Annotated in this window: 18 protein-coding genes and 1 pseudogene; 8 read left to right on the top strand and 11 right to left on the bottom strand. The window is 64.4% G+C overall.

Going from position 1 to position 19,601, the window contains the following annotated elements; translation table 11 throughout:
- Positions 1–55: 55 nt before the first annotated feature.
- Positions 56–1,117: an ABC transporter ATP-binding protein gene (locus tag ACVJGD_RS04150; RefSeq protein ID WP_456633167.1), complete on the bottom strand. Its 1,062-nt coding sequence runs from the start codon at positions 1,115–1,117 to the stop codon at positions 56–58.
- 222 nt (positions 1,118–1,339) lie between these two features.
- On the opposite strand from ACVJGD_RS04150, the gene ACVJGD_RS04145 reads away from it, so the two are divergent.
- From ACVJGD_RS04145 to ACVJGD_RS04135, 3 genes are all read left to right on the top strand, one after another.
- A complete protein-coding gene (locus tag ACVJGD_RS04145) occupies positions 1,340–3,148 on the top strand; it encodes an IlvD/Edd family dehydratase (RefSeq protein WP_456633166.1) in 1,809 nt (602 codons plus the stop codon).
- Positions 3,149–3,283: 135 nt separating this feature from the next.
- On the top strand, positions 3,284–4,015 hold the full coding sequence (locus ACVJGD_RS04140; RefSeq protein WP_456633165.1) for an SDR family oxidoreductase: 732 nt from the start codon (positions 3,284–3,286) through the stop codon (positions 4,013–4,015).
- Positions 4,016–4,033: 18 nt separating this feature from the next.
- Entirely contained in the window at positions 4,034–4,780 is a 747-nt protein-coding gene (locus tag ACVJGD_RS04135) for an SDR family NAD(P)-dependent oxidoreductase (protein ID WP_456633164.1), read from the top strand.
- On the opposite strand, the gene ACVJGD_RS04130 is transcribed toward ACVJGD_RS04135, so the two are convergent.
- Positions 4,777–5,625, bottom strand: coding sequence for a LysR substrate-binding domain-containing protein (locus ACVJGD_RS04130; protein ID WP_456633163.1), 849 nt, complete (start codon positions 5,623–5,625; stop codon positions 4,777–4,779). The two genes, ACVJGD_RS04135 and ACVJGD_RS04130, sit on opposite strands and share 4 nt — an antisense overlap.
- Positions 5,626–5,719: 94 nt before the next feature.
- On the opposite strand from ACVJGD_RS04130, the gene ACVJGD_RS04125 reads away from it, so the two are divergent.
- The 3 genes from ACVJGD_RS04125 (at position 5,720) to ACVJGD_RS04115 (ending at position 7,879) form a co-directional block, all read left to right on the top strand.
- Positions 5,720–6,631, top strand: coding sequence for a DMT family transporter (locus ACVJGD_RS04125; protein ID WP_456633162.1), 912 nt, complete (start codon positions 5,720–5,722; stop codon positions 6,629–6,631).
- 114 nt (positions 6,632–6,745) lie between these two features.
- Positions 6,746–7,426, top strand: a complete 681-nt coding sequence (locus ACVJGD_RS04120) for a site-2 protease family protein (protein WP_456633161.1) — start codon at positions 6,746–6,748, stop codon at positions 7,424–7,426.
- A 45-nt stretch (positions 7,427–7,471) separates the two neighbouring features.
- Positions 7,472–7,879: a hypothetical protein gene (locus tag ACVJGD_RS04115; protein ID WP_456640160.1), complete on the top strand. Its 408-nt coding sequence runs from the start codon at positions 7,472–7,474 to the stop codon at positions 7,877–7,879.
- A gap of 195 nt (positions 7,880–8,074) precedes the next feature.
- Here the strand turns inward: ACVJGD_RS04115 and ACVJGD_RS04110 are convergent, their stop codons facing one another.
- From ACVJGD_RS04110 to ACVJGD_RS04090, 5 genes and pseudogenes are all read right to left on the bottom strand, one after another.
- The gene (locus ACVJGD_RS04110) at positions 8,075–8,863 is read right to left on the bottom strand and encodes a TonB family protein (protein ID WP_456633160.1); all 789 of its coding nucleotides are present in this window, start codon (positions 8,861–8,863) and stop codon (positions 8,075–8,077) included.
- A gap of 12 nt (positions 8,864–8,875) precedes the next feature.
- Positions 8,876–9,346: a TonB system transport protein ExbD gene (gene exbD, locus ACVJGD_RS04105; protein WP_456633159.1), complete on the bottom strand. Its 471-nt coding sequence runs from the start codon at positions 9,344–9,346 to the stop codon at positions 8,876–8,878.
- A 3-nt stretch (positions 9,347–9,349) separates the two neighbouring features.
- Complete coding sequence (gene exbB, locus ACVJGD_RS04100) at positions 9,350–10,348, bottom strand: tonB-system energizer ExbB (RefSeq protein WP_456633158.1); 999 nt, start codon at positions 10,346–10,348, stop codon at positions 9,350–9,352.
- Positions 10,345–10,551, bottom strand: a pseudogene (locus ACVJGD_RS04095) (PKHD-type hydroxylase); the annotation flags it as partial. The pseudogene ACVJGD_RS04095 and the gene exbB, both read right to left, overlap by 4 nt.
- A gap of 395 nt (positions 10,552–10,946) precedes the next feature.
- Positions 10,947–11,405: a MarR family winged helix-turn-helix transcriptional regulator gene (locus ACVJGD_RS04090; protein ID WP_456633157.1), complete on the bottom strand. Its 459-nt coding sequence runs from the start codon at positions 11,403–11,405 to the stop codon at positions 10,947–10,949.
- 294 nt (positions 11,406–11,699) lie between these two features.
- On the opposite strand from ACVJGD_RS04090, the gene ACVJGD_RS04085 reads away from it, so the two are divergent.
- Together ACVJGD_RS04085 and ACVJGD_RS04080 are read left to right on the top strand one after the other, a co-directional pair.
- Positions 11,700–12,869: an efflux RND transporter periplasmic adaptor subunit gene (locus ACVJGD_RS04085; protein ID WP_456633156.1), complete on the top strand. Its 1,170-nt coding sequence runs from the start codon at positions 11,700–11,702 to the stop codon at positions 12,867–12,869.
- Positions 12,866–16,009, top strand: a complete 3,144-nt coding sequence (locus ACVJGD_RS04080) for a multidrug efflux RND transporter permease subunit (RefSeq protein WP_456633155.1) — start codon at positions 12,866–12,868, stop codon at positions 16,007–16,009. The genes ACVJGD_RS04085 and ACVJGD_RS04080 overlap by 4 nt, the downstream gene beginning before the upstream one ends.
- Before the next feature lie 235 nt (positions 16,010–16,244).
- On the opposite strand, the gene ACVJGD_RS04075 is transcribed toward ACVJGD_RS04080, so the two are convergent.
- From ACVJGD_RS04075 to ACVJGD_RS04060, 4 genes are read right to left on the bottom strand one after another with little or no spacing between them, the layout of a single operon-like run.
- Positions 16,245–16,961, bottom strand: a complete 717-nt coding sequence (locus ACVJGD_RS04075) for an ABC transporter ATP-binding protein (protein ID WP_456633154.1) — start codon at positions 16,959–16,961, stop codon at positions 16,245–16,247.
- Positions 16,958–17,725, bottom strand: a complete 768-nt coding sequence (locus ACVJGD_RS04070) for an ABC transporter ATP-binding protein (RefSeq protein ID WP_456633153.1) — start codon at positions 17,723–17,725, stop codon at positions 16,958–16,960. The genes ACVJGD_RS04075 and ACVJGD_RS04070 overlap by 4 nt, the downstream gene beginning before the upstream one ends.
- On the bottom strand, positions 17,715–18,710 hold the full coding sequence (locus ACVJGD_RS04065) for a branched-chain amino acid ABC transporter permease (protein ID WP_456633152.1): 996 nt from the start codon (positions 18,708–18,710) through the stop codon (positions 17,715–17,717). The genes ACVJGD_RS04070 and ACVJGD_RS04065 overlap by 11 nt, the downstream gene beginning before the upstream one ends.
- Positions 18,710–19,573 carry a branched-chain amino acid ABC transporter permease gene (locus ACVJGD_RS04060; RefSeq protein WP_456633151.1) on the bottom strand — a complete coding sequence of 288 codons (864 nt, stop codon included), beginning with the start codon at positions 19,571–19,573 and terminating at the stop codon, positions 18,710–18,712. The genes ACVJGD_RS04065 and ACVJGD_RS04060 overlap by 1 nt, the downstream gene beginning before the upstream one ends.
- Between the last annotated feature and the right edge of the window lie 28 nt (positions 19,574–19,601).

Raw genomic sequence — 19,601 nt, 5'->3', positions numbered from 1 at the left:
TTCTCCCTTACTTCCTTAATTTTATGGTCTTGCTTGGGCTTGTTAGTCCGGCCGCCTAGAGGCGACGGCCGGTGTCCTTGTCGAACAGGTGAGCGGACGACGCGCGCGGCCGCAAATGAATTCTCTCCCCGGGTTTGACGTCGTGCCGCTCGCGGAACACCGCAATGATGTCCTGCTTGCCGATGCGCGCCACGATCTGGGTTTCCGAGCCGGTGGGTTCGACGACGATGACCTCGGCCTCGATGCCGTCACTGGCGAGGTCGAGATGTTCGGGCCGGATGCCATAGATCACCGGCTTCCCATCGGAAGCGGTTGGCGCCGTCGCCAGCGGCAGCTTGGCGCCCTCCTCGGTCTCGACATAGATCTGGCCGTTGGATTTCAGATGCCCGTTGAGGAAGTTCATCGCCGGCGAGCCGATGAAGCCCGCGACGAACTGGTTGTCGGGCTTGTCATAGAGTTCGAGCGGCGATCCCATCTGCTCGACGATGCCGTCATGCATGACGACGATCTTGTCGGCCATGGTCATGGCCTCGATCTGGTCATGGGTGACATAGACGGTCGTGGTCTTCAGCCGCTGATGCAGTTCCTTGATCTCGGTGCGCATCGCGACCCGCAGCTTGGCGTCGAGATTGGACAGCGGCTCGTCGAACAGGAACACCTGGGGATCGCGGACGATGGCGCGCCCCATCGCGACGCGCTGGCGCTGACCGCCCGACAACTGGCGCGGATAGCGCTCCAGAAGCGGCGTCAATGCGAGGATTTCAGCGGCCTTCTTGACCCGGGAGGTAATGTCCTGCTGGTTCGCGCTACGCAATTTCAGGGAGAAGCCCATATTTTGGGCAACGGTCATATGCGGGTAGAGCGCGTAGTTCTGGAACACCATCGCGATGTCGCGCTCTTTCGGCTGAACGTTGTTCACCACGCGATTGCCGATCGAGATGGTTCCGGAGGTGATGTTCTCCAGTCCCGCGAGCATGCGCAGCAACGTCGACTTGCCGCAGCCGGAGGGGCCGACCAACACCACGAACGCACCGTCCTCGATCGGAACAGTCACGCCGTGCAGGACCTCAAACCCACCGAACGACTTCCGCACGTCGCTAATCTGCACCGACGCCATTCAATTCCCTCCGATTCTAGCGGCGGTTAGGACGATAAAGGCCCCGCCCGCTCTTCAAGTTGAGGTGCCTCTTAGCAGAATTTTTTCGCCATGTCGTTGGATCAAAGTTGAATATCGCCGCGCTCAATCAATTGCGAACAACGGGTCGACGTGCATAAAGTCGCGTCAATGAAACAAGGCTGAGTGCAGTGCAGCATAGGCCGTTGCGCTCGGGGAGAAACAATGAACAAGCCTGTTACGCCAGTCACCAAGCGCAAGCTCCGCTCCAGCGAATGGTTCAACAACCCGCACAACCCCGGCATGACCGCGCTCTATCTCGAGCGCTACCTTAATTATGGACTGACGCGACAGGAACTGCAGTCGGGCAAACCGATCATCGGCATTGCGCAAACCGGCAACGATCTCTCGCCTTGCAATCGCCATCATCTTGAACTCGCGCACCGGGTACGCGAAGGCATTCGCGAAGCCGGCGGCATCGCGATGGAGTTTCCGACCCATCCGATTCAGGAGACGGGAAAGCGGCCGACCGCCGCGCTCGACCGCAACCTCGCCTATCTCGGCCTCGTCGAAGTTCTGTTCGGCTATCCGCTCGATGGCGTGGTGCTGACCACCGGCTGCGACAAGACCACGCCCGCCTGCCTGATGGCGGCGGCGACTGTGAATCTGCCTGCGATCGTGCTGTCGGGCGGGCCGATGCTGAACGGCTGGCACAATGGCGTGCGCTCCGGTTCCGGCACCGTGGTCTGGAAGGCGCGTGAGCAACTCGCCGCGGGCGAGATCGATTACGAAGAGTTCATGAACGTCGTCGCCTCCTCGGCGCCGTCGGTCGGCCATTGCAACACGATGGGCACCGCCTCGACCATGAATTCGCTGGCCGAAGCGCTCGGCATGTCGCTTCCGGGCTGCGCGGCGATCCCCGCGCCCTATCGTGAGCGCGGCCAGATCGCCTACGAGACCGGAAAGCGGATCGTCGAGATGGTCTGGGAGGATCTGAAACCTTCCGACATCCTCACCCGCAAGGCATTCGAGAACTGCATCGTCGTGAATTCGGCGATCGGCGGCTCGACCAACGCGCCGATCCACATCAACGCACTCGCCCGCCACGTCGGCGTCGAATTGTCGATCGACGACTGGCAGAAATATGGCCACGACGTGCCGCTGCTGGTGAACATGCAGCCGGCCGGCTTCTATCTTGGCGAGGAGTATCACCGCGCCGGCGGCGTGCCTTCGGTGGTGCGCGAACTGATGAAGCACAAGCGCATCCATGAAGACGCGGTGACGGTCAACGGCCGCACCATGGGCGACAACTGCAAGGAAGCGGCCCAGCCTGACGGCGACGTGATCTGGACGTATGACAAGCCGCTGGTGAAGGACGCAGGCTTCCTGGTGCTGCGCGGCAACCTCTTCGATTCCGCGATCATGAAGACCAGCGTGATCTCCAAGGAGTTCCGTGACCGCTATCTTGTCAACCCGAAGGACCCGAACGCCTTCGAGGGCCGCGCCATCGTGTTCGAGGGCCCGGAGGACTACCACGAGCGGATCGAGGATCCTTCGCTCGAGATCGACGAGCACTGCATGCTGTTCATCCGCGGCGCCGGTCCGATCGGCTATCCCGGCGGCGCCGAGGTCGTGAACATGCAGCCGCCGGCGGCGCTGATCAAACGCGGCATCCTGTCTTTGCCCTGCATCGGCGACGGACGCCAATCCGGTACGTCAGGCTCGCCGTCGATCCTCAACGCCTCGCCGGAAGCGGCCGCCGACGGCGGGCTGGCGATCCTGAAGACCGGCGACCGGGTGCGCATCGACCTCAACAAGGGCACCGCCAACATCCTGATCTCCGACGACGAGGTGAAGAAGCGGCATGCCGACTTGAAAGCAAATGGCGGCTTCCGCTATCCGGCCAACCAGACGCCGTGGCAGGAGCTCTATCGCGCGACCGTCGGCCAGCAGGCCACTGGCGCCTGCCTCGAACTCGCCACCCGCTATCACGACATCGCCGGCAAGGTCGGGGTGGCCAGGGATAATCATTGACCAACGGCCGTCATTCCGGGGCACGCGGAGCGTGAACCCGGAATCTATCTCTCCGCTTGCAAGTGTGGCGCAATGGATTCCGGGTTCGTCGCTTTGCGACGCCCCGGAATGACGAGCAGAATAAAGGGAGACAACATGTCAGACCGCCTGAAGGGCAAGCGCGCATTCGTCACCGCAGCGGCCGTGGGCATCGGCCGCGCCTGTGCGGTCGCCTTTGCGCGCGAGGGCGCCACGGTGTTCGCCACCGATATCGACGAGGAGAAGCTCGCGCTTCTCAAGCAGGAGGGCGTCGCCGAAGTGGCCCGGCTCGATGTGCGCGACACCGCTGCGGTCGCGGCGATGGCAAAGCGCGCGGGCAAGACCGACATCCTGCTCAATGCCGCGGGTTTCGTGCATCACGGCACCATGCTCGATTGCTCCGATGATGACTGGGACTTTTCCTTCGACCTCAATGTGAAGTCGATGCATCGGACGATCCGCGCCTTCCTGCCGGGCATGCTCGAAGCGGGCGGCGGCTCGATCGTGAACATCTCCTCCGCCGCCGGCGTCTTCAAGGCGGCGCCGAACCGCTACGTCTACGGCGCGACGAAGGCAGCGGTCGCGGCCCTCACCCGCTCCGTCGCGGCCGACTTCATCAAGCGCGTGCGCTGCAATTGCATTTGCCCCGGAACCATCGAGACGCCATCGATGCTTGAGCGCGCGGCTGCTGCAGGTCCGAACGGACGCGACATGTTCGTGGCGCGCCAGCCGATGGGCCGGCTCGGCACGGCAGAAGAGATCGCCGCACTCGCGGTCTATCTCGCCAGCGACGAGAGCGCGTTCACCACCGGCGTCGCGCATGTCATCGACGGCGGCTGGACACTCTAATTCTAGGGAAGGCACACCATGAACAAATACGATCTCAACGGCCGCAGTGCCATCGTCACGGGCGGCGCGCAAGGGTTTGGGCGCGCGATCACCGAGCGCTTCGTTGCCTCCGGCGCCAAGGTCGCGATCTGGGATCATGACATCGCGCTGGCGGAGAAGACAGCGAAGGAGATCGGTCCGGCGGCGGCCGCCTTCAAGGTCGATGTCACCGATCCCGCCGGCGTCGAGAAAGCGCGCGACGAGGTGCTGAAAGCGTTCGGCAAGATCGACATCCTCATCAACAACGCCGGCATTGCCGGCATCAACAAGACCGTGTGGGAGACCGACCTCGAGGAATGGCGCAAGGTGCTGCGCATCAACCTCGACGGCCCCTTCATCTGCTGCAAGGCGATCGTGCCGGCGATGCTCAAGCAGGGCTACGGCCGCATCGTCAACATCGCCTCGATCGCGGGCAAGGAAGGCAATCCGAACGCGGCGCATTATTCCTCGTCCAAGGCCGGCCTGATCGCGCTGACGAAATCGCTCGGCAAGGAACTCGCGCAGCACGATATCCTCGTCAACGCGGTGACGCCGGCGGCGGCGCGCACCGCGATCTTCGACCAGATGACGCAGCAGCATATCGACTTCATGCTGTCGAAGATCCCGAAAGGCCGCTTCGTGCTCGTCGAAGAGCTCGCCGCGCTGGTCGCCTGGCTGGCCTCGGAGGATTGCGCCTTCTCCACCGGCGCGGTGTTCGACATCTCCGGCGGCCGCGCGACGTATTAAGTCGGCTGGCGAAGCTCCGCCACCAGATGATCGGCCAGCAGGGACGCCGCGCGCGACAGATCCGTGGCGCGATGCAGGCGGATGTCGGCGCGCGGTAGCGGCGGCATGCCGTCGCGGTCCGACAAGCGCCGGAGCCGCGGCGGAAAGGTGCCGGCCTTGACTACGGTCACGGCCAGTCCCTGCATTGCGATCGCCTCGACCGCCGCCAGGCTGTGGCTGACGAAGGCAAGCCGCCACGGCCGTTTCGCTGCGTCGAGCGCCTGCATCGCCCAACTCCGGAACAGGCAGCCTTGCGGATAGAGCGCCACCGGAAGCGGGTTCAGCTCCTCGACGCGATGCTCCGGGCTCGCCGCCCACATGGCCTGCTCGCGCCGCAAGAGTTCGCCCTCGCCGCTTCCTTGCGGATGCATGGCGATGACGAGATCGTAAGCCTCGCCGAGCCGATCGGTCATGGAGGACGTCAGTCCCGTTTCCATCTCGATATGGATCAGCGGATAGTTGGCGACGAAGCCGGCGAGCAGCGGCGGCACCAATAGCGTGCCGTAATCGTCCATGACGCCCAGGCGGACGCGCCCCTCCACCTTGTGCTCCCGGACGCGCCCCACCGCCTCCTCGTTCAGGCTGAGGATGCGGCGTGCATAGCCGAGCAGGCCTTCGCCGGCGGCGCTCAGATCGACATTGGCCTTGGTACGGTGAAACAGCTCCGCCTGCAGCCGCTCTTCGAGCCGCCTCACCTGCATGCTGACCGCCGATTGCGTCCGGTTCAGCGCCACGGCCGCGCGGGTGAAGGAACGATGGTCCGCCACCGCAACGAATGCCTTCAGGAGATCTGGATCGAGGCTCATAACGAACCATGATTTGATCTATCAGATAAATTCCATTCCTTGATTAGCGCTTGTCCCCTACCGTCGGCAAGAGCCGAAAAGGGGATCAAGCCGGATGGGCGAAACTTGGGGTGTTTTGGCTGCAGTGCTCTCGAGCGCGCTCGGCGGCACGTCGATCGGGGCCACGCGCTATCTCGTGGGCGCCATCGACCCGCTCGCCATCGGCGCGTTTCGCTTCGGCATCGGCTTGCTGCTGCTGCTTCCGCTCGTCCTGATTCAAAAGAGAGGCTGGCCGGCGCGGCGCGACTGGCCGGCAGTGACTGGCTTGGGCCTCCTGTTCTTTGCCGCGTTTCCGATCCTGTTCAACGCCTCGTTGATCTTCACGACGGCGGCGCGAGGCGCGCTCGCGCTCTCGACCTTGCCGCTATTGACGATGGCGGTCGGCGCGGCGCTTGGCAGCGAGCAATTGACGCTGCGAAAGACCACTGGCGTCCTGGTGACCATCCTCGGCGTCTCGATGGCTCTGCTCTCCGGCCTCAGCGCCGCGCCGGAAGGGGCGTGGCGCGGCGATCTGTTGATGGTCGCGGCCGCGCTCTGCATGGCGCTCTACAGCATCTGGTCGAAGCCCTTCATCCGTCGCTCCGGTCCCATTCCATTCACCACGATGGCCATGGCCGCCGGCGCGGCCTGTCTCACCCTCGCCTCGCTCGCGCGCGGCAGCTTTGCCCCGGTCGCCGCCTTCGGCGTCCCGCAATGGTTCGGCGCGATCTATCTCGGAGCCTTCGGCGCCGCGTTGACGTTCTACCTCTGGGCGTTCGCGCTGGAGCGCACGACACCGACCCTCGTCGCGATCTCGGTGACCTTCAATCCGATCGCAGCATCGCTCGTCGGCGCCACGCTGCTGGGCGAACCGCTGCGCTGGAATCTTGCAGCCGGCATCGTCACCGTGTTCGCGGGCATCTGGATCGCGACGACGCAATCCGGCTCCAAGGAGATCGCCGAAGCCGATCCGGCGAGGATGCGCTGACGGCGGCGGGCCGACGTTCCGCGCCAATGGGTCGCGCGGTTACCGTCTTGCGCTGGAACCCAGCGGCAACCATGTGTGGTTGACAGCGGCGGCCGCCGCGACCGGATATCCCCCTTGAACATCTCCCTTTACACCATCTCCGTCTGGGTGCTGCCGCTCCTGATCGCCATCACCTTCCACGAGGCCGCGCACGGCTTCGTCGCCCACCGGCTTGGTGACAACACCGCCTGGCAGCTCGGCCGCGTCAGCTTCAATCCGCTGAAGCATATCGATCCCTTCGGCACGGTGATCCTGCCCGCCGTGCTGTTGCTGTCGCAGTCGCCCTTCCTGTTCGGCTATGCCAAGCCGGTGCCGGTCAATTTCCGCAATCTCAAGCATCCCAGGCTCGACATGGTCTGGGTGGCGCTGGCCGGCCCTGCCACCAACATCATTCTCGCTCTGGTTGCCGCACTGGCTTTCCACGCGCTACCCTTCGCCCCGCCGGATAGCGCGCGCTGGATCGCGGACAATCTCAAAAACGCTTTCCTCATCAATATCGTGCTCGCGATCTTCAACATGATGCCGATCCCGCCGCTGGACGGCGGCCGGGTGGCGGTCGGGCTCCTGCCCCGGCCGCTCGCCGAGCCGCTCGCGCGGCTCGAACCCTACGGGCTGCTGATCCTGATCGGGCTTTTGATCCTGTTGCCCCTCCTCGGTTCGCAGCTTGGTCTCAATCTTGATATTATTTCCGCGATACTGCGGACACTGACCGGCTATGTGATACGTGCGCTTCTCCTCATCACCGGCAACGCGTAGGTTGAGGAAAAAAATCGCGAGGGCCTCTTGATCAAAGCTGCCGATATGCTGATCGCCCGACGTGCGGACACCCGCGCCAGGGCGGACTTCGCGACGTGGAAAATGCTCGCCAAGCTGAACGGCACGTCCTCTCTGTCGGCGGATGCGCAGAATTTCCTAGCCACCTACAAAAAACTCCTGGATCAGATGCCGGAGGCCGAGGCGAGCGAGGCCACCATCAAGCTGATGTACAAGAGCTATTATGCCGAGATGGGCGGCGCCGGCACGCCGCCCGACGTCCCCGCCCCTTCCCGCGAGCCGGTCGCCGACCGCGGCAACGTCACCGCCTTCCGCCGCCTCCCCGCCAAGAAGCCGGGCGTATCAGGACCAACAGGCAAACGGCCGCTCCCGGTGGCGCTGATCTTCGCCTGCCTCGTCGTGGTCTACGTCGGCATCCGCTATTTCTGGCGCTAGCTAGCTGAGCCGTCGCGTCTTGCACCGGTGTCATCCCGTCGAACGACGGGATCCATAACCACAGGCCGTCGTTGTGGCACGAGCAAGCGGTTGCAGCGGAGCACACGACAACGCCCTGTGGTTATGGGTCCCCGCTTTTCGCGGGGACGACGCCGTCATTGCGAGTTTGGCATCGGGCGAGGTCCGACCAGCAGATTACTTCGGCTTCTTGAAGTTCACGTCGAGGCTGAAGGCGAACTGGTCTTCGGTGAGTTCGGCCGGGGGTGCGGGGACAGGGTCGGAGCGACGGATCATTGAGATGGCCGCGTCGTCGAAGGCCGGATCGCCGGAGGACTCCGCGACCGCGACGTTGACCACGTTGCCGCGACGATTGAGCACGATGCTGACCTTCACGGTGGTCGCCTTGCTCTTGTTGTGCGGGTAGCGCTTGTGCAGCTCGAAATAGGCGCTGATCTTGCGACCCCAGTCGGCGGTGAGCTTCTGCCGGTCCTTGCCGATGCCCTGATTGGGGGCCTTGGCCTGCTCGGCCTCCGGCGCCTTCTCCTCCAGCGTCTGCCGCGCGGTTGCTTCCTGGGCGGGCGCCTCTTCTGAAGCCTGGGTCTGGACCTTCGCGACCTCCGGTTCTTCCTCCTTGGGCTTCTGCGAGTCGTTCGGCGTGACGATGCGGTCGGGATCTTCGGACTCGGTCGGCACGTCCTTCGGAAGGTCGGTCTCCTTGACCTCGGCCTTCTGCTCGGCGAGTTGCGGAGAGGCTTGCGACGCATCGGCGTCAGGGCCCGGCGGCAGATTTTCCTCCTCGACCTTGGGCGAGGCCATCTCCACCGCGAACTCGGCGGCATTTGCGCCCAGGCCGTCGCCGACATCGTCGCCGCGCAAATTCGCGAGCGCCAGCGCCGCGCCGCCAAGATGCAGCGCAAGCGCCGTCACTGCGGCGCAAATCCATAGCCGTCTGGAAGGCTTTTGCTCGAGATCGAGGTCAGACATCGCTGCCCGTCGTCAGGGTTTTGCCGGCTCAGCAGCTTGCGGCGCAGCAGGCGCGCCCGGAACGCCTTCGAGCGTCACCAGCTTGACCCGAGTGTAGCCGCCCGAGCGCAGGATTTCCATCACGCCCATCAGCTCGCCATAGGGCACGGCACGATCGGCGCGCAGGAATACATACTTATCCTTGCTCATGTCGGCCAGGGTATCGAGCGAATGCACCAGCTCGGTGCGCTTGACGGAATTTTCGCCGATCGCAAGCGTGAGGTCCGACTTGATGCTGACATAGGTCGGCTTGTCAGGCTTCTTCTGCGGCGTCGCGCTCGACGTCGGCAGATCGACCGGCAGGTCGACGGTCGAGAGCGGCGCGGCCACCATGAAGATGATGAGCAGCACCAGCATGACATCGATGAACGGGGTGACGTTGATCTCGTGCGATTCCGCGAAATCGTCGTCGTCGCCGTCGTTCTCTGCAATCGAAACGGCCATCGCCTACTCCGCCGCTGCGCGCGAATGTGCGCCGCCGGACATGCTGACATGGGTGCGGTCGAGATCGCGCGACAGCAGCCGCGCCGCCGCGCCCGAGGCGCGGCTGACCAGTTCCAGATAACCCTTCGTCACCCGCGAAAAATGATTGTAGATGATCACGGCCGGGATCGCCGCGACGAGGCCGATCGCGGTCGCGAGCAATGCTTCCGCAATGCCGGGCGCAACCACCGCGAGGTTCGTGGTCTGCGATTTCGAGATGCCGATGAAGCTGTTCATGATGCCCCAGACGGTGCCGAACAGGCCGACGAAGGGCGAGGTGGCGCCGATGGTCGCGAGCAGGCCCATGCCGACGCGGATACGGCGGCCTTCGGCGCGCACGATCTCGGCAAAGCTTGACGCTGCGCGCTCCTTGATGCCCGCGTCGCTGGAGATGCCGGCCGACAGGCGCCCTTCCCGCATCGCGGCGGCGATCAGGGCGGACAGCACGCTGCCCTTGGCGCCGAGCGCGAACTGCGCCTCCGCGAGCGAGCGCACGTCGCTGATCTTGGCCAGTGCGGCGCGCAACTTGCGCTGCACGACGGTGAGCTCGATCATCTTGGCGATGAACACCGTCCAGGTCACGAGCGACGCAAAGGCGAGACCGATCATCACCGCCTTCACGACGATGTCGGCGTTCCAGAACATCACCCAGGGCGAAAGTTCCTTCAGTCCGGCGATAGTCGCCGATTTCTTGCCGTCGCCTTCGACGGGCGCGGCCCCTGCGGTCTCGCCGGTTCCGCCCGACGCGTCAGGCTGAGCAGGCGCGGTCGGCTGAGCCTGCGTCGGCGCAGCGACCTGCGGAGCGGCCGCAGGCGCCTGCGGTGCTGCCGGAGCCTGCTGCACCCCCGGCGCGGATGGAGCGGCGGGCGCGATCTGCTGCTGCGCCGATGACGGCGCCGCCAGCGAGATCAGCGCCAAGGTGGAGATTGCAGCGAATGTCGCACGAATAGTTAAGGTGTTCATACTTCGGCCCAGTGGCGGATCAGATTGTGATAGGTGCCGGTCAACTTGACCGTTTCAGGGTCGTCCCGCCCAAGCCGCTCCACCAAGGCCTGGATAGCAGTGTCGAGATCAACGATCAGGCTGCGGGCGTTGGCACCACGTACCATGCTCCGCAGCCAGAAGAAAGACGCAACCCGCGTAGCCTGCGTCACGGCCGTCGCAACCCTTTTGCCCGAGTAGCCTTCAAGCCGCCCGGCCACTGGATTGATCGCCATCTCGAGACGCTGCAACCTCGGTTCTTTCACGTTGCGCATCACACGCCTCGGGATGAATTTCGACCAGCGCGCTATGTTGCGCGACATGTTTCCCGGCTGGGTGGTATCGACGCGGAAATTTTGGGTCAATGCGAATGCGCGGCCCGCCGAGTTGAATCGATCCAGATCAGAACGCTTCTAATCTGATTGTTTGAAACGATTCTAATGTGGCTCCAAAACGAGCGACGGGGTTCTGCGGAATCACTGCATAGTTCGGTCGTGAGCGAACCTTAATCGGTGCCCGGCGGCGTCATCAGCGAGAACCGAGAACAAAGCCGGCGAGGAAACGCGCACCGCGGGCGCAACTATTTCACCGCAACGTCCGGACCTTCGCCGAGCGACTTGATGCGATCCTTGATGTCTCGCAGCGTATCGAGGCTCGCCTCGATCTTCTGATCGGAGATGTCATGCAGCACGTCGGTCGCGATCGCATCGCGCAGGCTGTCGAGATCGTCGACGAGTTGGCGGCCGCGGTCGGTGAGGAACAGGCGGTTGGCGCGGCGGTCCTTCGGATCGGGCCGGCGCTCGAGCAGTCCGTGCTCGACCAGGCGGTCGAGCAGCCGCACCAGCGAGATCGGCTGCAGTTCGAGCACATCGGCGAGGTCGACCTGTGACAGCCCCTCCTGCTCCCGCAGCCGAAACAGCACGATCCATTGCGCGCGCGTGGTGCCGCGCGTCTTCGCACGATGGTCGATATAGTTGCGCAACAGGCGCGAACTCTCGACAAGCTGCGAAACAAGTTGGCGTTTCAGATCGAGCGACATATCGGTTTCAAACAGGCGAATTGAGGGCTTTGGGAACGCGCTCCTGGATCGTGATCCGATTACGGAAGCAGATCATGATCTCATCTCATTGTTGGAGCACGGTCTCCGCGCAAACGCTTCGCGTTTGTCGCGAGGGAAAGCCGGATTCCACTTCTCCCGACCATGCTCTAAACCTTTCCAAATGTTTAGGATTCTCAAGTGTTAGTGTGTGTACTCATTAAGTGCTGACATATTATATGGGTTCCCCGGAACGGTTTTAAACACCTATAATTGTCTCCGAACCCATGAGCGTGCATGCCCAAGTCACGAACGATAGGTTGGGTCCTGCTGGTCGCCGCGATCGGTGCCGCCGGCTATTTTGGCTGGCAGCACTATGGCGGGGAGCACACCAGGGCTGATGGGCAAAAGACTGCCGCCCCTGCCCGTCCACCCGTCCCGGTTCGGATCGCGCGCGTCGAAACGGCGGATTTCCCGGTCTATCTGACCGGCCTCGGCACTGTGCAAGGCTTCAATACCGTCCAGGTTCGCACCCGCGTCGACGGGCAGATCATGAAGATCGCCTTCCAGGAAGGCCAGCTCGTCAACAAGGGCGACGTCCTGGTGGAGATCGATCCGCGCCCATTCCAGGCCGCGCTCGACCAGGCAACGGCCAAGAAGCAGCAGGACGAGGCAAATCTCGCCAATGCCAAGCTCGATCTGCAACGTTTCACCCGGCTCGGGGAGTTCGCGACCCGCCAGCAGACCGATACGCAGCGTTCCATGGTTGCGCAGTTGACGGCGCAGATCGCCGCCGACGACGCCGCGATCACGAATGCGCAGACGCAGCTCGATTACGCGACCGTGAAAGCGCCGATCACCGGCATTGCCGGCCTTCGCCAGGTCGATGTCGGCAACATCGTCAATGCCGCGACGCAGACCGGCATCGTCTCGATCGCCCAGATTGAGCCGATCGCGGTGATTTTCACCGCGCCCGAGGACCAATTGCCTGACATCAAGGCGGCACTGGCGGCCTCCCCGCCGAAGACGATCGCCTACTCCACCGACGGCAAGCGCCTCCTGTCCACCGGCGTTCTCGCGCTGATCAACAACCAGGTCGACACGACCAGCGGAACTATTCGGCTGAAGGCGGTGTTCGAGAACAAGGACCACGCGCTGTGGCCCGGTCAGTCGGTATCGACGCGGCTGCTGGTGCGGACGCTGAAGGATGCGACCGTGGTTCCCGATGATGCCGTCCAGCATGGCACGGACGGGCTTTACGCGTATACTGTCAACCAGGAGAACAAGGCCGAGCTGCACCGGATCAAGGTCAGCTACTCGATCGACGGCAAATCCGTGGTCGATGAGGGGTTATCGCCGGGTCAGCAGGTGATTACCTCAGGCCAATACAAAGTTTCGCCCGGCGCGCTCGTCAGCACCGCGGTCGCGAGCTCGGATGCGACGCAATCCAAGGTGAAGCCGGAATGAGCTACGGCATTTCCGCTCCCTTTATCCGCTACCCCATCGGCACCTCGCTGCTGATGGCCGGCATTCTTTTTGTCGGCCTGGTGGCGTATCCGCTGTTGCCGGTCGCGCCGCTGCCGCAAGTCGACTTCCCAACCATCCAGGTCAACGCGAGCTTGCCCGGCGCCAGTCCGGAGACCATGGCGACTTCGGTGGCCCAGCCGCTGGAGCGCCAGTTCGCACAGATTCCCGGCGTCGCCCAGATGACCTCGACGAGCTATCTCGGGACTACGGCGATCACGATCCAGTTCGACCTCAACCGCAACATCGACGGCGCCGCCAACGACGTTTTGTCCGCGATCAACGCGGCAAGCGGCCAGTTGCCCAAGAATCTGCCGTCGCCGCCGACCTACCGCAAGGTCAACCCGGCCGACGCGCCGATCATGATCATGTCGGCGACGTCGGACACGCTGCCGCTGACCGAAGTGAGCGACGCCGTCGACGCCCAGCTTGCGCAGCAGATCAGCCAGATCTCCGGCGTGGCGCAGGTCATCATCGGCGGCCAGCAGAAGCCGTCGGTACGTGTCCAGATCGATCCGGGCAAGCTGGTGGCAAAGGGCCTGTCGCTGGAGGACGTGCGCGCCGCGATCACCAGCGCCACCGTCGACAGTCCCAAGGGCAATATCGACGGTGACACCCGCGCCTACACGGTTTACGCCAACGACCAGCTCCTGAAGGCGGCGCCCTGGAACGACGTCATCATCGCCTACCGCAATGGCGGCCCCTTGCGAATCCGCGATATCGGCCAGGCCGTCGCCGGTCCGGAAGACGCCAAGCAGGCGGCCTGGGCCAACGGCAAGCGCGGCGTGTTCCTGGTAATCTTCAAACAACCCGGCGCGAACGTCATCGACACCGTCGACAAGATCAAGGCAACCTTGCCGCGTCTGGTTGCCGCGATCCCGCCGGCGATCAAGATCGACGTCATGAGCGACCGCACCACCACGATCCGCGCAGCGGTCGAGGATGTGCAGTTCACGCTGCTGCTCACCATCGCGCTGGTGGTGATGGTGATCTTCATCTTCCTGCGCAGCTTCTGGGCGACGATCATCCCGACCGTGACGGTGCCGCTCGCCTTGCTGGGCGCCTGCGCGCTGATGTGGGTATTCGGCTATACGCTCGACAACCTGTCCCTGATGGCACTGACGATTGCAGTAGGGTTCGTGGTCGACGACGCCATCGTGATGCTGGAGAACATCACGCGCTATATCGAGGAAGGCGAAAAGCCGATGGCGGCGGCCTTCAAGGGCGCGAGCGAGATCGGGTTCACGATCGTCTCGATCAGCATCTCGCTGGTCGCGGTGCTGATCCCGCTGCTCCTGATGGGCGGCATCATCGGGCGCCTGTTCCGCGAATTCGCGGTCGTGCTGGCGATGACGATCTTCGTCTCGATGTTCGTGTCGCTGACGCTGACGCCGATGATGGCCTCGCGCTTCCTGCGCGCCCATGGCGAGACCAAGCATGGCCGCTTCTACGAGATGAGCGAGCGCGGCTTCGACGCCATGCTGCGGGCCTATCAAAGCGTGCTCGATCTCGCGTTGCGCTGGAAGTTCACCACGCTGATGATCTTTTTCGCGACGCTCGGCCTGTCGGTCTATCTGTTCGTCGTCATTCCGAAGGGCTTCTTCCCGCAGCAGGACGTTGGCCTGATCACCGCGACGTCGGAAGCCAACCAGGACATTTCCTTCGCCGACATGAAGCGCAAGCAGGAGGCGCTCGGCAAGATCGTGCTCGCCGACCCCGACGTCGCGACGGTCGCCATGGCCGTCGGCGGCAGCGGACGGGCCGGCAACAACGGCGCCATGTACATCACGCTGAAGCCGCGCGACCAGCGTTCCGCCAGCGCGCAGCAGATCATCGCACGCCTGCGGCCGAAGCTCGAGCAGGTCGAAGGTGCCAGGCTGTTCATGCAGGCGGCACAGGACGTCCGCCTCGGCGGCCGGCCGACCCGCACCCAGTTCGAATTCACGCTGCAGGACGCCAATCTCGCCGAGCTGAACGAATGGGCGCCGAAGATCCTGGCGAAGATGCAGACCCTGCCCGAGCTGCGCGACGTCGCCACCGACCAGCAGACCAACGGCACCACGCTCGAGCTGAAGATCAACCGCGACACCGCCTCGCGCTACGGCATCCAGCCGCAGCTCATCGACGACACGCTGTATGACGCGTTCGGCCAGCGCCAGGTGACGCAGTATTTCACCCAGCTCAACAGCTATCACGTGATCCTGGAAGTGCTGCCCGAGCTGCAGGCCAGCATCGACACGCTGAACAAGATCTATCTGAAGTCGCCGCTGACGGGCGAGCAGGTGCCGCTGTCGACCTTTGCGACCTGGACCAGCGTACCGGTGCGGCCGCTGTCGATCAGCCACCAGGGCCAGTTCCCGGCGATCACCATCAGCTTCAACCTGGCGCAGGGCGTGGCGCTGGGACAGGCGACCAATGCCGTGCAGCAGGCCATGGTCGAGCTGGGGGCGCCGCCGACGCTGAATTCGAGCTTCCAGGGCACCGCGCAGGCGTTCCAGCAATCGCTGAGCACGGTGCCGCTATTGATCCTCGCGGCGCTGGTGGTCGTCTATTTGATCCTCGGCATCCTCTACGAGAGCTACATCCATCCGATCACCATCCTGTCGACGCTGCCGTCGGCGGGTGTCGGCGCGCTCGCGATCCTGATGGCGGCCGGCTTCGACTTCAGCCTGATCGCGCTGATCGGCATCATCTTGTTGATCGGCATCGTCAAGAAGAACGGCATCATGATGGTCGACTTCGCGATCGCGGCCGAGCGCGACGATCACCTGGAGCCGGAGGCCGCGATCCGGCAGGCCGCCCTGCTCCGCTTCCGCCCGATCATGATGACGACGATGGCCGCCCTGCTCGGCGGCGTGCCGCTGATGCTCGGCACAGGCACGGGATCGGAGATCCGCCAGCCGCTCGGCTACGCCATGGTCGGCGGCCTGATCGTGAGCCAGGCGCTGACGCTGTTCACGACGCCGGTGGTCTACCTCTATCTCGACAAGCTTTCCAACCTCTTCGCCGGCTGGAGCCGCTCGACCGATGCGGACGACGAGGAGCATCGCGAAGAGCGTTCCGTCAAGGAAGCCGCGGAGTGAGCAGCGCCGTCATTGCGAGGTCGCTCTGCTCCTCGCAATGACGGCTGCGAGAAGTGGCGCGCGCTCTCTCCGCCCGTCGTCCCGGGCTTGACCCGGGACCCATAACCACAGGCCTTTGTTGGGTGCTACGCTGCAACCACTTGCTCGCGCCGCAACAACGTCCTGTGGTTATGGGTCCCTGCTTTCGCAGGGACGACAGCGGAGTGAGGTTCGATGAAATCGCAGGAAATACACATCACGCGCCGAGATAGACTTTCTGTACCTGCGGGTCCTGCGCCAGCGCGGCGGCGGGGCCTGACAACACGCTCCTGCCCACCTGCAGCACGGTGGCGAAGTCGGAGACTTCGAGCGCGAGCTCGATCGACTGCTCAGCGAGCAGGATCGTAAGCCCCTCGCGATGCAGCCGGCCAAAGGTCTCGTACATCGATTCCACCACGGCCGGCGCCAGGCCGAGCGACGGTTCATCCAACATCAGGAGTTTCGGATCGCTCATCAGCGCGCGGCCGACCGCGAGCATCTGCCGTTCGCCGCCGGACATGGTGCCGGCGCGCTGGCTGCGGCGCTCCTTCAATCGCGGGAAGATCTCGTAGACGCGCTCCAGCAACGTCCGGATGCGCGTCTTGTCCTGCAGCGGGGTGGCACCAAGCAGAAGGTTGTTCTCGACGCTCTGCTGCACGAACAGCCGCCAGCCTTCCGGCGACAGAGCGAGCCCCTTGCGCACGATGGCGAACGCGCTCTGGCCTGCGATCTCCTCGCCGTTGAAATGGATGCTGCCGGCATGCACCGGGATCAGGCCGGCGATCGCGTTCAGCGTCGTGGTCTTGCCGCCGCCGTTGGAGCCGAGCAGCGCGACCACGCTGCCCGCGGGCACTTCCAGCGAGACGTCGGAGACACCGATCAGGTCGCCGTAGCGGACGTCCAGATGTTCGAGTTTCAGGAGCGGACCCATCATGTCGCGGGTCCGCCCATCAACTCGATCGGGGTGTGGCCGGCGGCGGCCTTTGCCGCGCGGGTGCCGAGATAGGCCGCAATGACAGCGGGATTGGATGTCACCTCGCGCGGGCTGCCACGCGCGATCTCCTTGCCCTGGTGGAACACCATCACCCGGCTCGCCAGCGACATGATCACTTCCATGATGTGCTCGACGATCACCAGCGTGATGCCGGAGCGATGGATGTCGCGCACCAGCTCGATCGCGAGCTGCACCTCGCGCTGCGTCAGCCCGGCCATCGCCTCGTCGAGCAGGAGCACCTTGGGTTCGGTCGCGAGTGCCCGCGCGATCTCCAGCCGCTTGCGGCCGGGCGTGCCGAGCGAGCGCGCCGGCGCGTCCGCCAGGCGCATCATGCCGACCCGCTCCAGCACAGAGCGCGCTTTCGCCTCGGCCTGGGCGCGATGCGGCGTGCGCAGGAAGGCGCCGATCATCACGTTCTCCAGCACCGTCATGCCCTCGAAGGTCTGCGGCACCTGGAAGGTGCGCGCCAAGCCGAGACCCGCGCGCGCCTCCGGCGGTTGTTGGGTGATGTTGTGATCCTCGAACAGCACCTGGCCCGACGTCAGCGCGAGATCGCCGGTCAGGCAATTGAAGAAAGTGGATTTGCCGGCGCCGTTCGGCCCGATCAGGCCGAGGATGTCGCCCTGCTCCAGCGTGACGCTGGCCGCATCGACTGCCTTGAAGCTGCCAAACGCCTTGGTCACCGCGCGCGCTTCAAGAAGCATGGCTGGCCTCTTGCGCGACCGCCTCTTCCATCGGCTTGGCCCGGCGCTTCGCCCAGAGACGGTTGATCAGCGCCAGGATGCCGCCGGGCTGGAACCGCGCGATCAGCACGATGATGGCGCCATAGACGACGAAGGTTAGGCCGGCGCCCTTGCCGCCCAGCAGGCTGTTGGAGATCTCCTCGAGCGGCACCAGGATCGCCGCGCCGACGAATGGGCCGAACAAGAGACCGGCGCCGCCGAGCGCGGCCATGATCAGGATCTTCACCGAGATCAGGATGCCGAGCCCGGACTCGGGATCGACGAAGCCGAACATCATCGCATAGAGCGCGCCGGCGACGCTGGTGAGCCCCGCGCTCAGCATGTAGGCGTAAAGCTTGGTGCGGCTCGCAGGCGCCCCCAGTGAGCGCGCGGCGCGTTCGGAATCCTTGATGGCGCGCAGGTAGAAGCCCATCCGGCTGCTCGTCATCCACCAGGTGATGCCGAGCGTGATGATCAGGATCGTCAGGAACAGATAGTAATATGGCAGCGCCGAGATAAAGGAGAGATCGAAGACGTTGCGCGGCACGGTCGGGCCGCTCAGGCCGACGGCCGCGCCGAGATATTCGGTGTTGGTGACGATCAGCCGCGCGAGCTCGGCGACCGCGATCGTCGCCATGCTGAAATAGTGGCCCGACAGCCGCAGCGTCGGCCCGCCGATCATGGCCGCGATCAGGACGGCAAAGACGATGCCGGCGGGAATTCCGACCAGCGGCGACAGCGCGAAATGCGTATACGCGCCCATCGCGGCATAGGCGCCGCAGCCGAAGAACACGACATGGCCGACCGAAACCTGTCCGGCGTAGCCGCCAACGATATTCCAGGCGGACGCCGCGATCGCATAGAGCAGGACCAGGGCGCCGAGCCGCTGCTGAAACGGCGTCGTGAACACCAGCGGATAAGCGATCACCAGCGCGAGCGCGATCAGGAGCCAGAGAGTGCGCCGCATCACGTCTTGCCCATCAGGCCCTGCGGCCTGAACCAGAGGAAGCCGAGGAACAGCGCGTAGACCACGATGTCCTTGTAGACAGCGCCGATCAGATAGCCCGACAGCGACTCGATCACGCCGATCAGGAGCCCCGCCACCAGCGCGCCGGGCACGCTGCCGAAGCCGCCGAGCGAGACCGTCACGAAGGCGACGATGCCGAGCGTCTCGCCGACCGTCGGCACGATGTAGAAAAAGGTCGCGATCAGCGCGCCGGCCAAGCCGGTGGCGCCGGCCGCGAACGCCCAGGCGCTCGCCTGCATGCTGTCGGGCCGGATGCCCATGAGTTGCGCGGCCGTCGCATCCTCTGCGACCGCCAGCATCCGCGAACCGAGCGTCGTGCGCGTCAGCAGGAGGTGGAGCCCGAGCGTCACCAACAGCGCGACGACACCGGCCAGCAGCCGCGAGGCCTGGATGCGGATGCCGAAGATGTCGAAGGTGCCGCCGACGAGGTTCTCCGGCAGCGACAGGAAATTGGCGCCGAACCACCAGAACACCGAATAGCGGAGCAATAGCGCGAGCCCGAACGTGCCGAGGATCTGCGCCAGCATCGGCCCTTTCATGATGTCGCGGATCAGGCCGAAATAGACGATGACGCCGAGGGTGGCGAGCAGCAGCGTCGCGAGCGGCGCGCCGAGCAGCGGCCCGCCGCCAAGCAGCGTGTAGACGACGAACGCGACATACATGCCGAGCATGACGAAATCGCCATGGGCGAAGTTGACCACGTTCATCATGCCCCAGACCAGCGTCAGCCCGGAGGAGAACAGCGCGTAGACAGCTCCGAGCAGGAGGCCGCCGACGATCACCTGAACAAGCGTGAAGGTCATGGATGAGCGCGTGATGTCCTTGGTTGAA

This window comes from Bradyrhizobium sp. USDA 10063, assembly GCF_054063735.1.
Note: the sequence above shows the minus strand (reverse complement) of the source record. Positions and strands in the feature narration are given on the sequence as shown.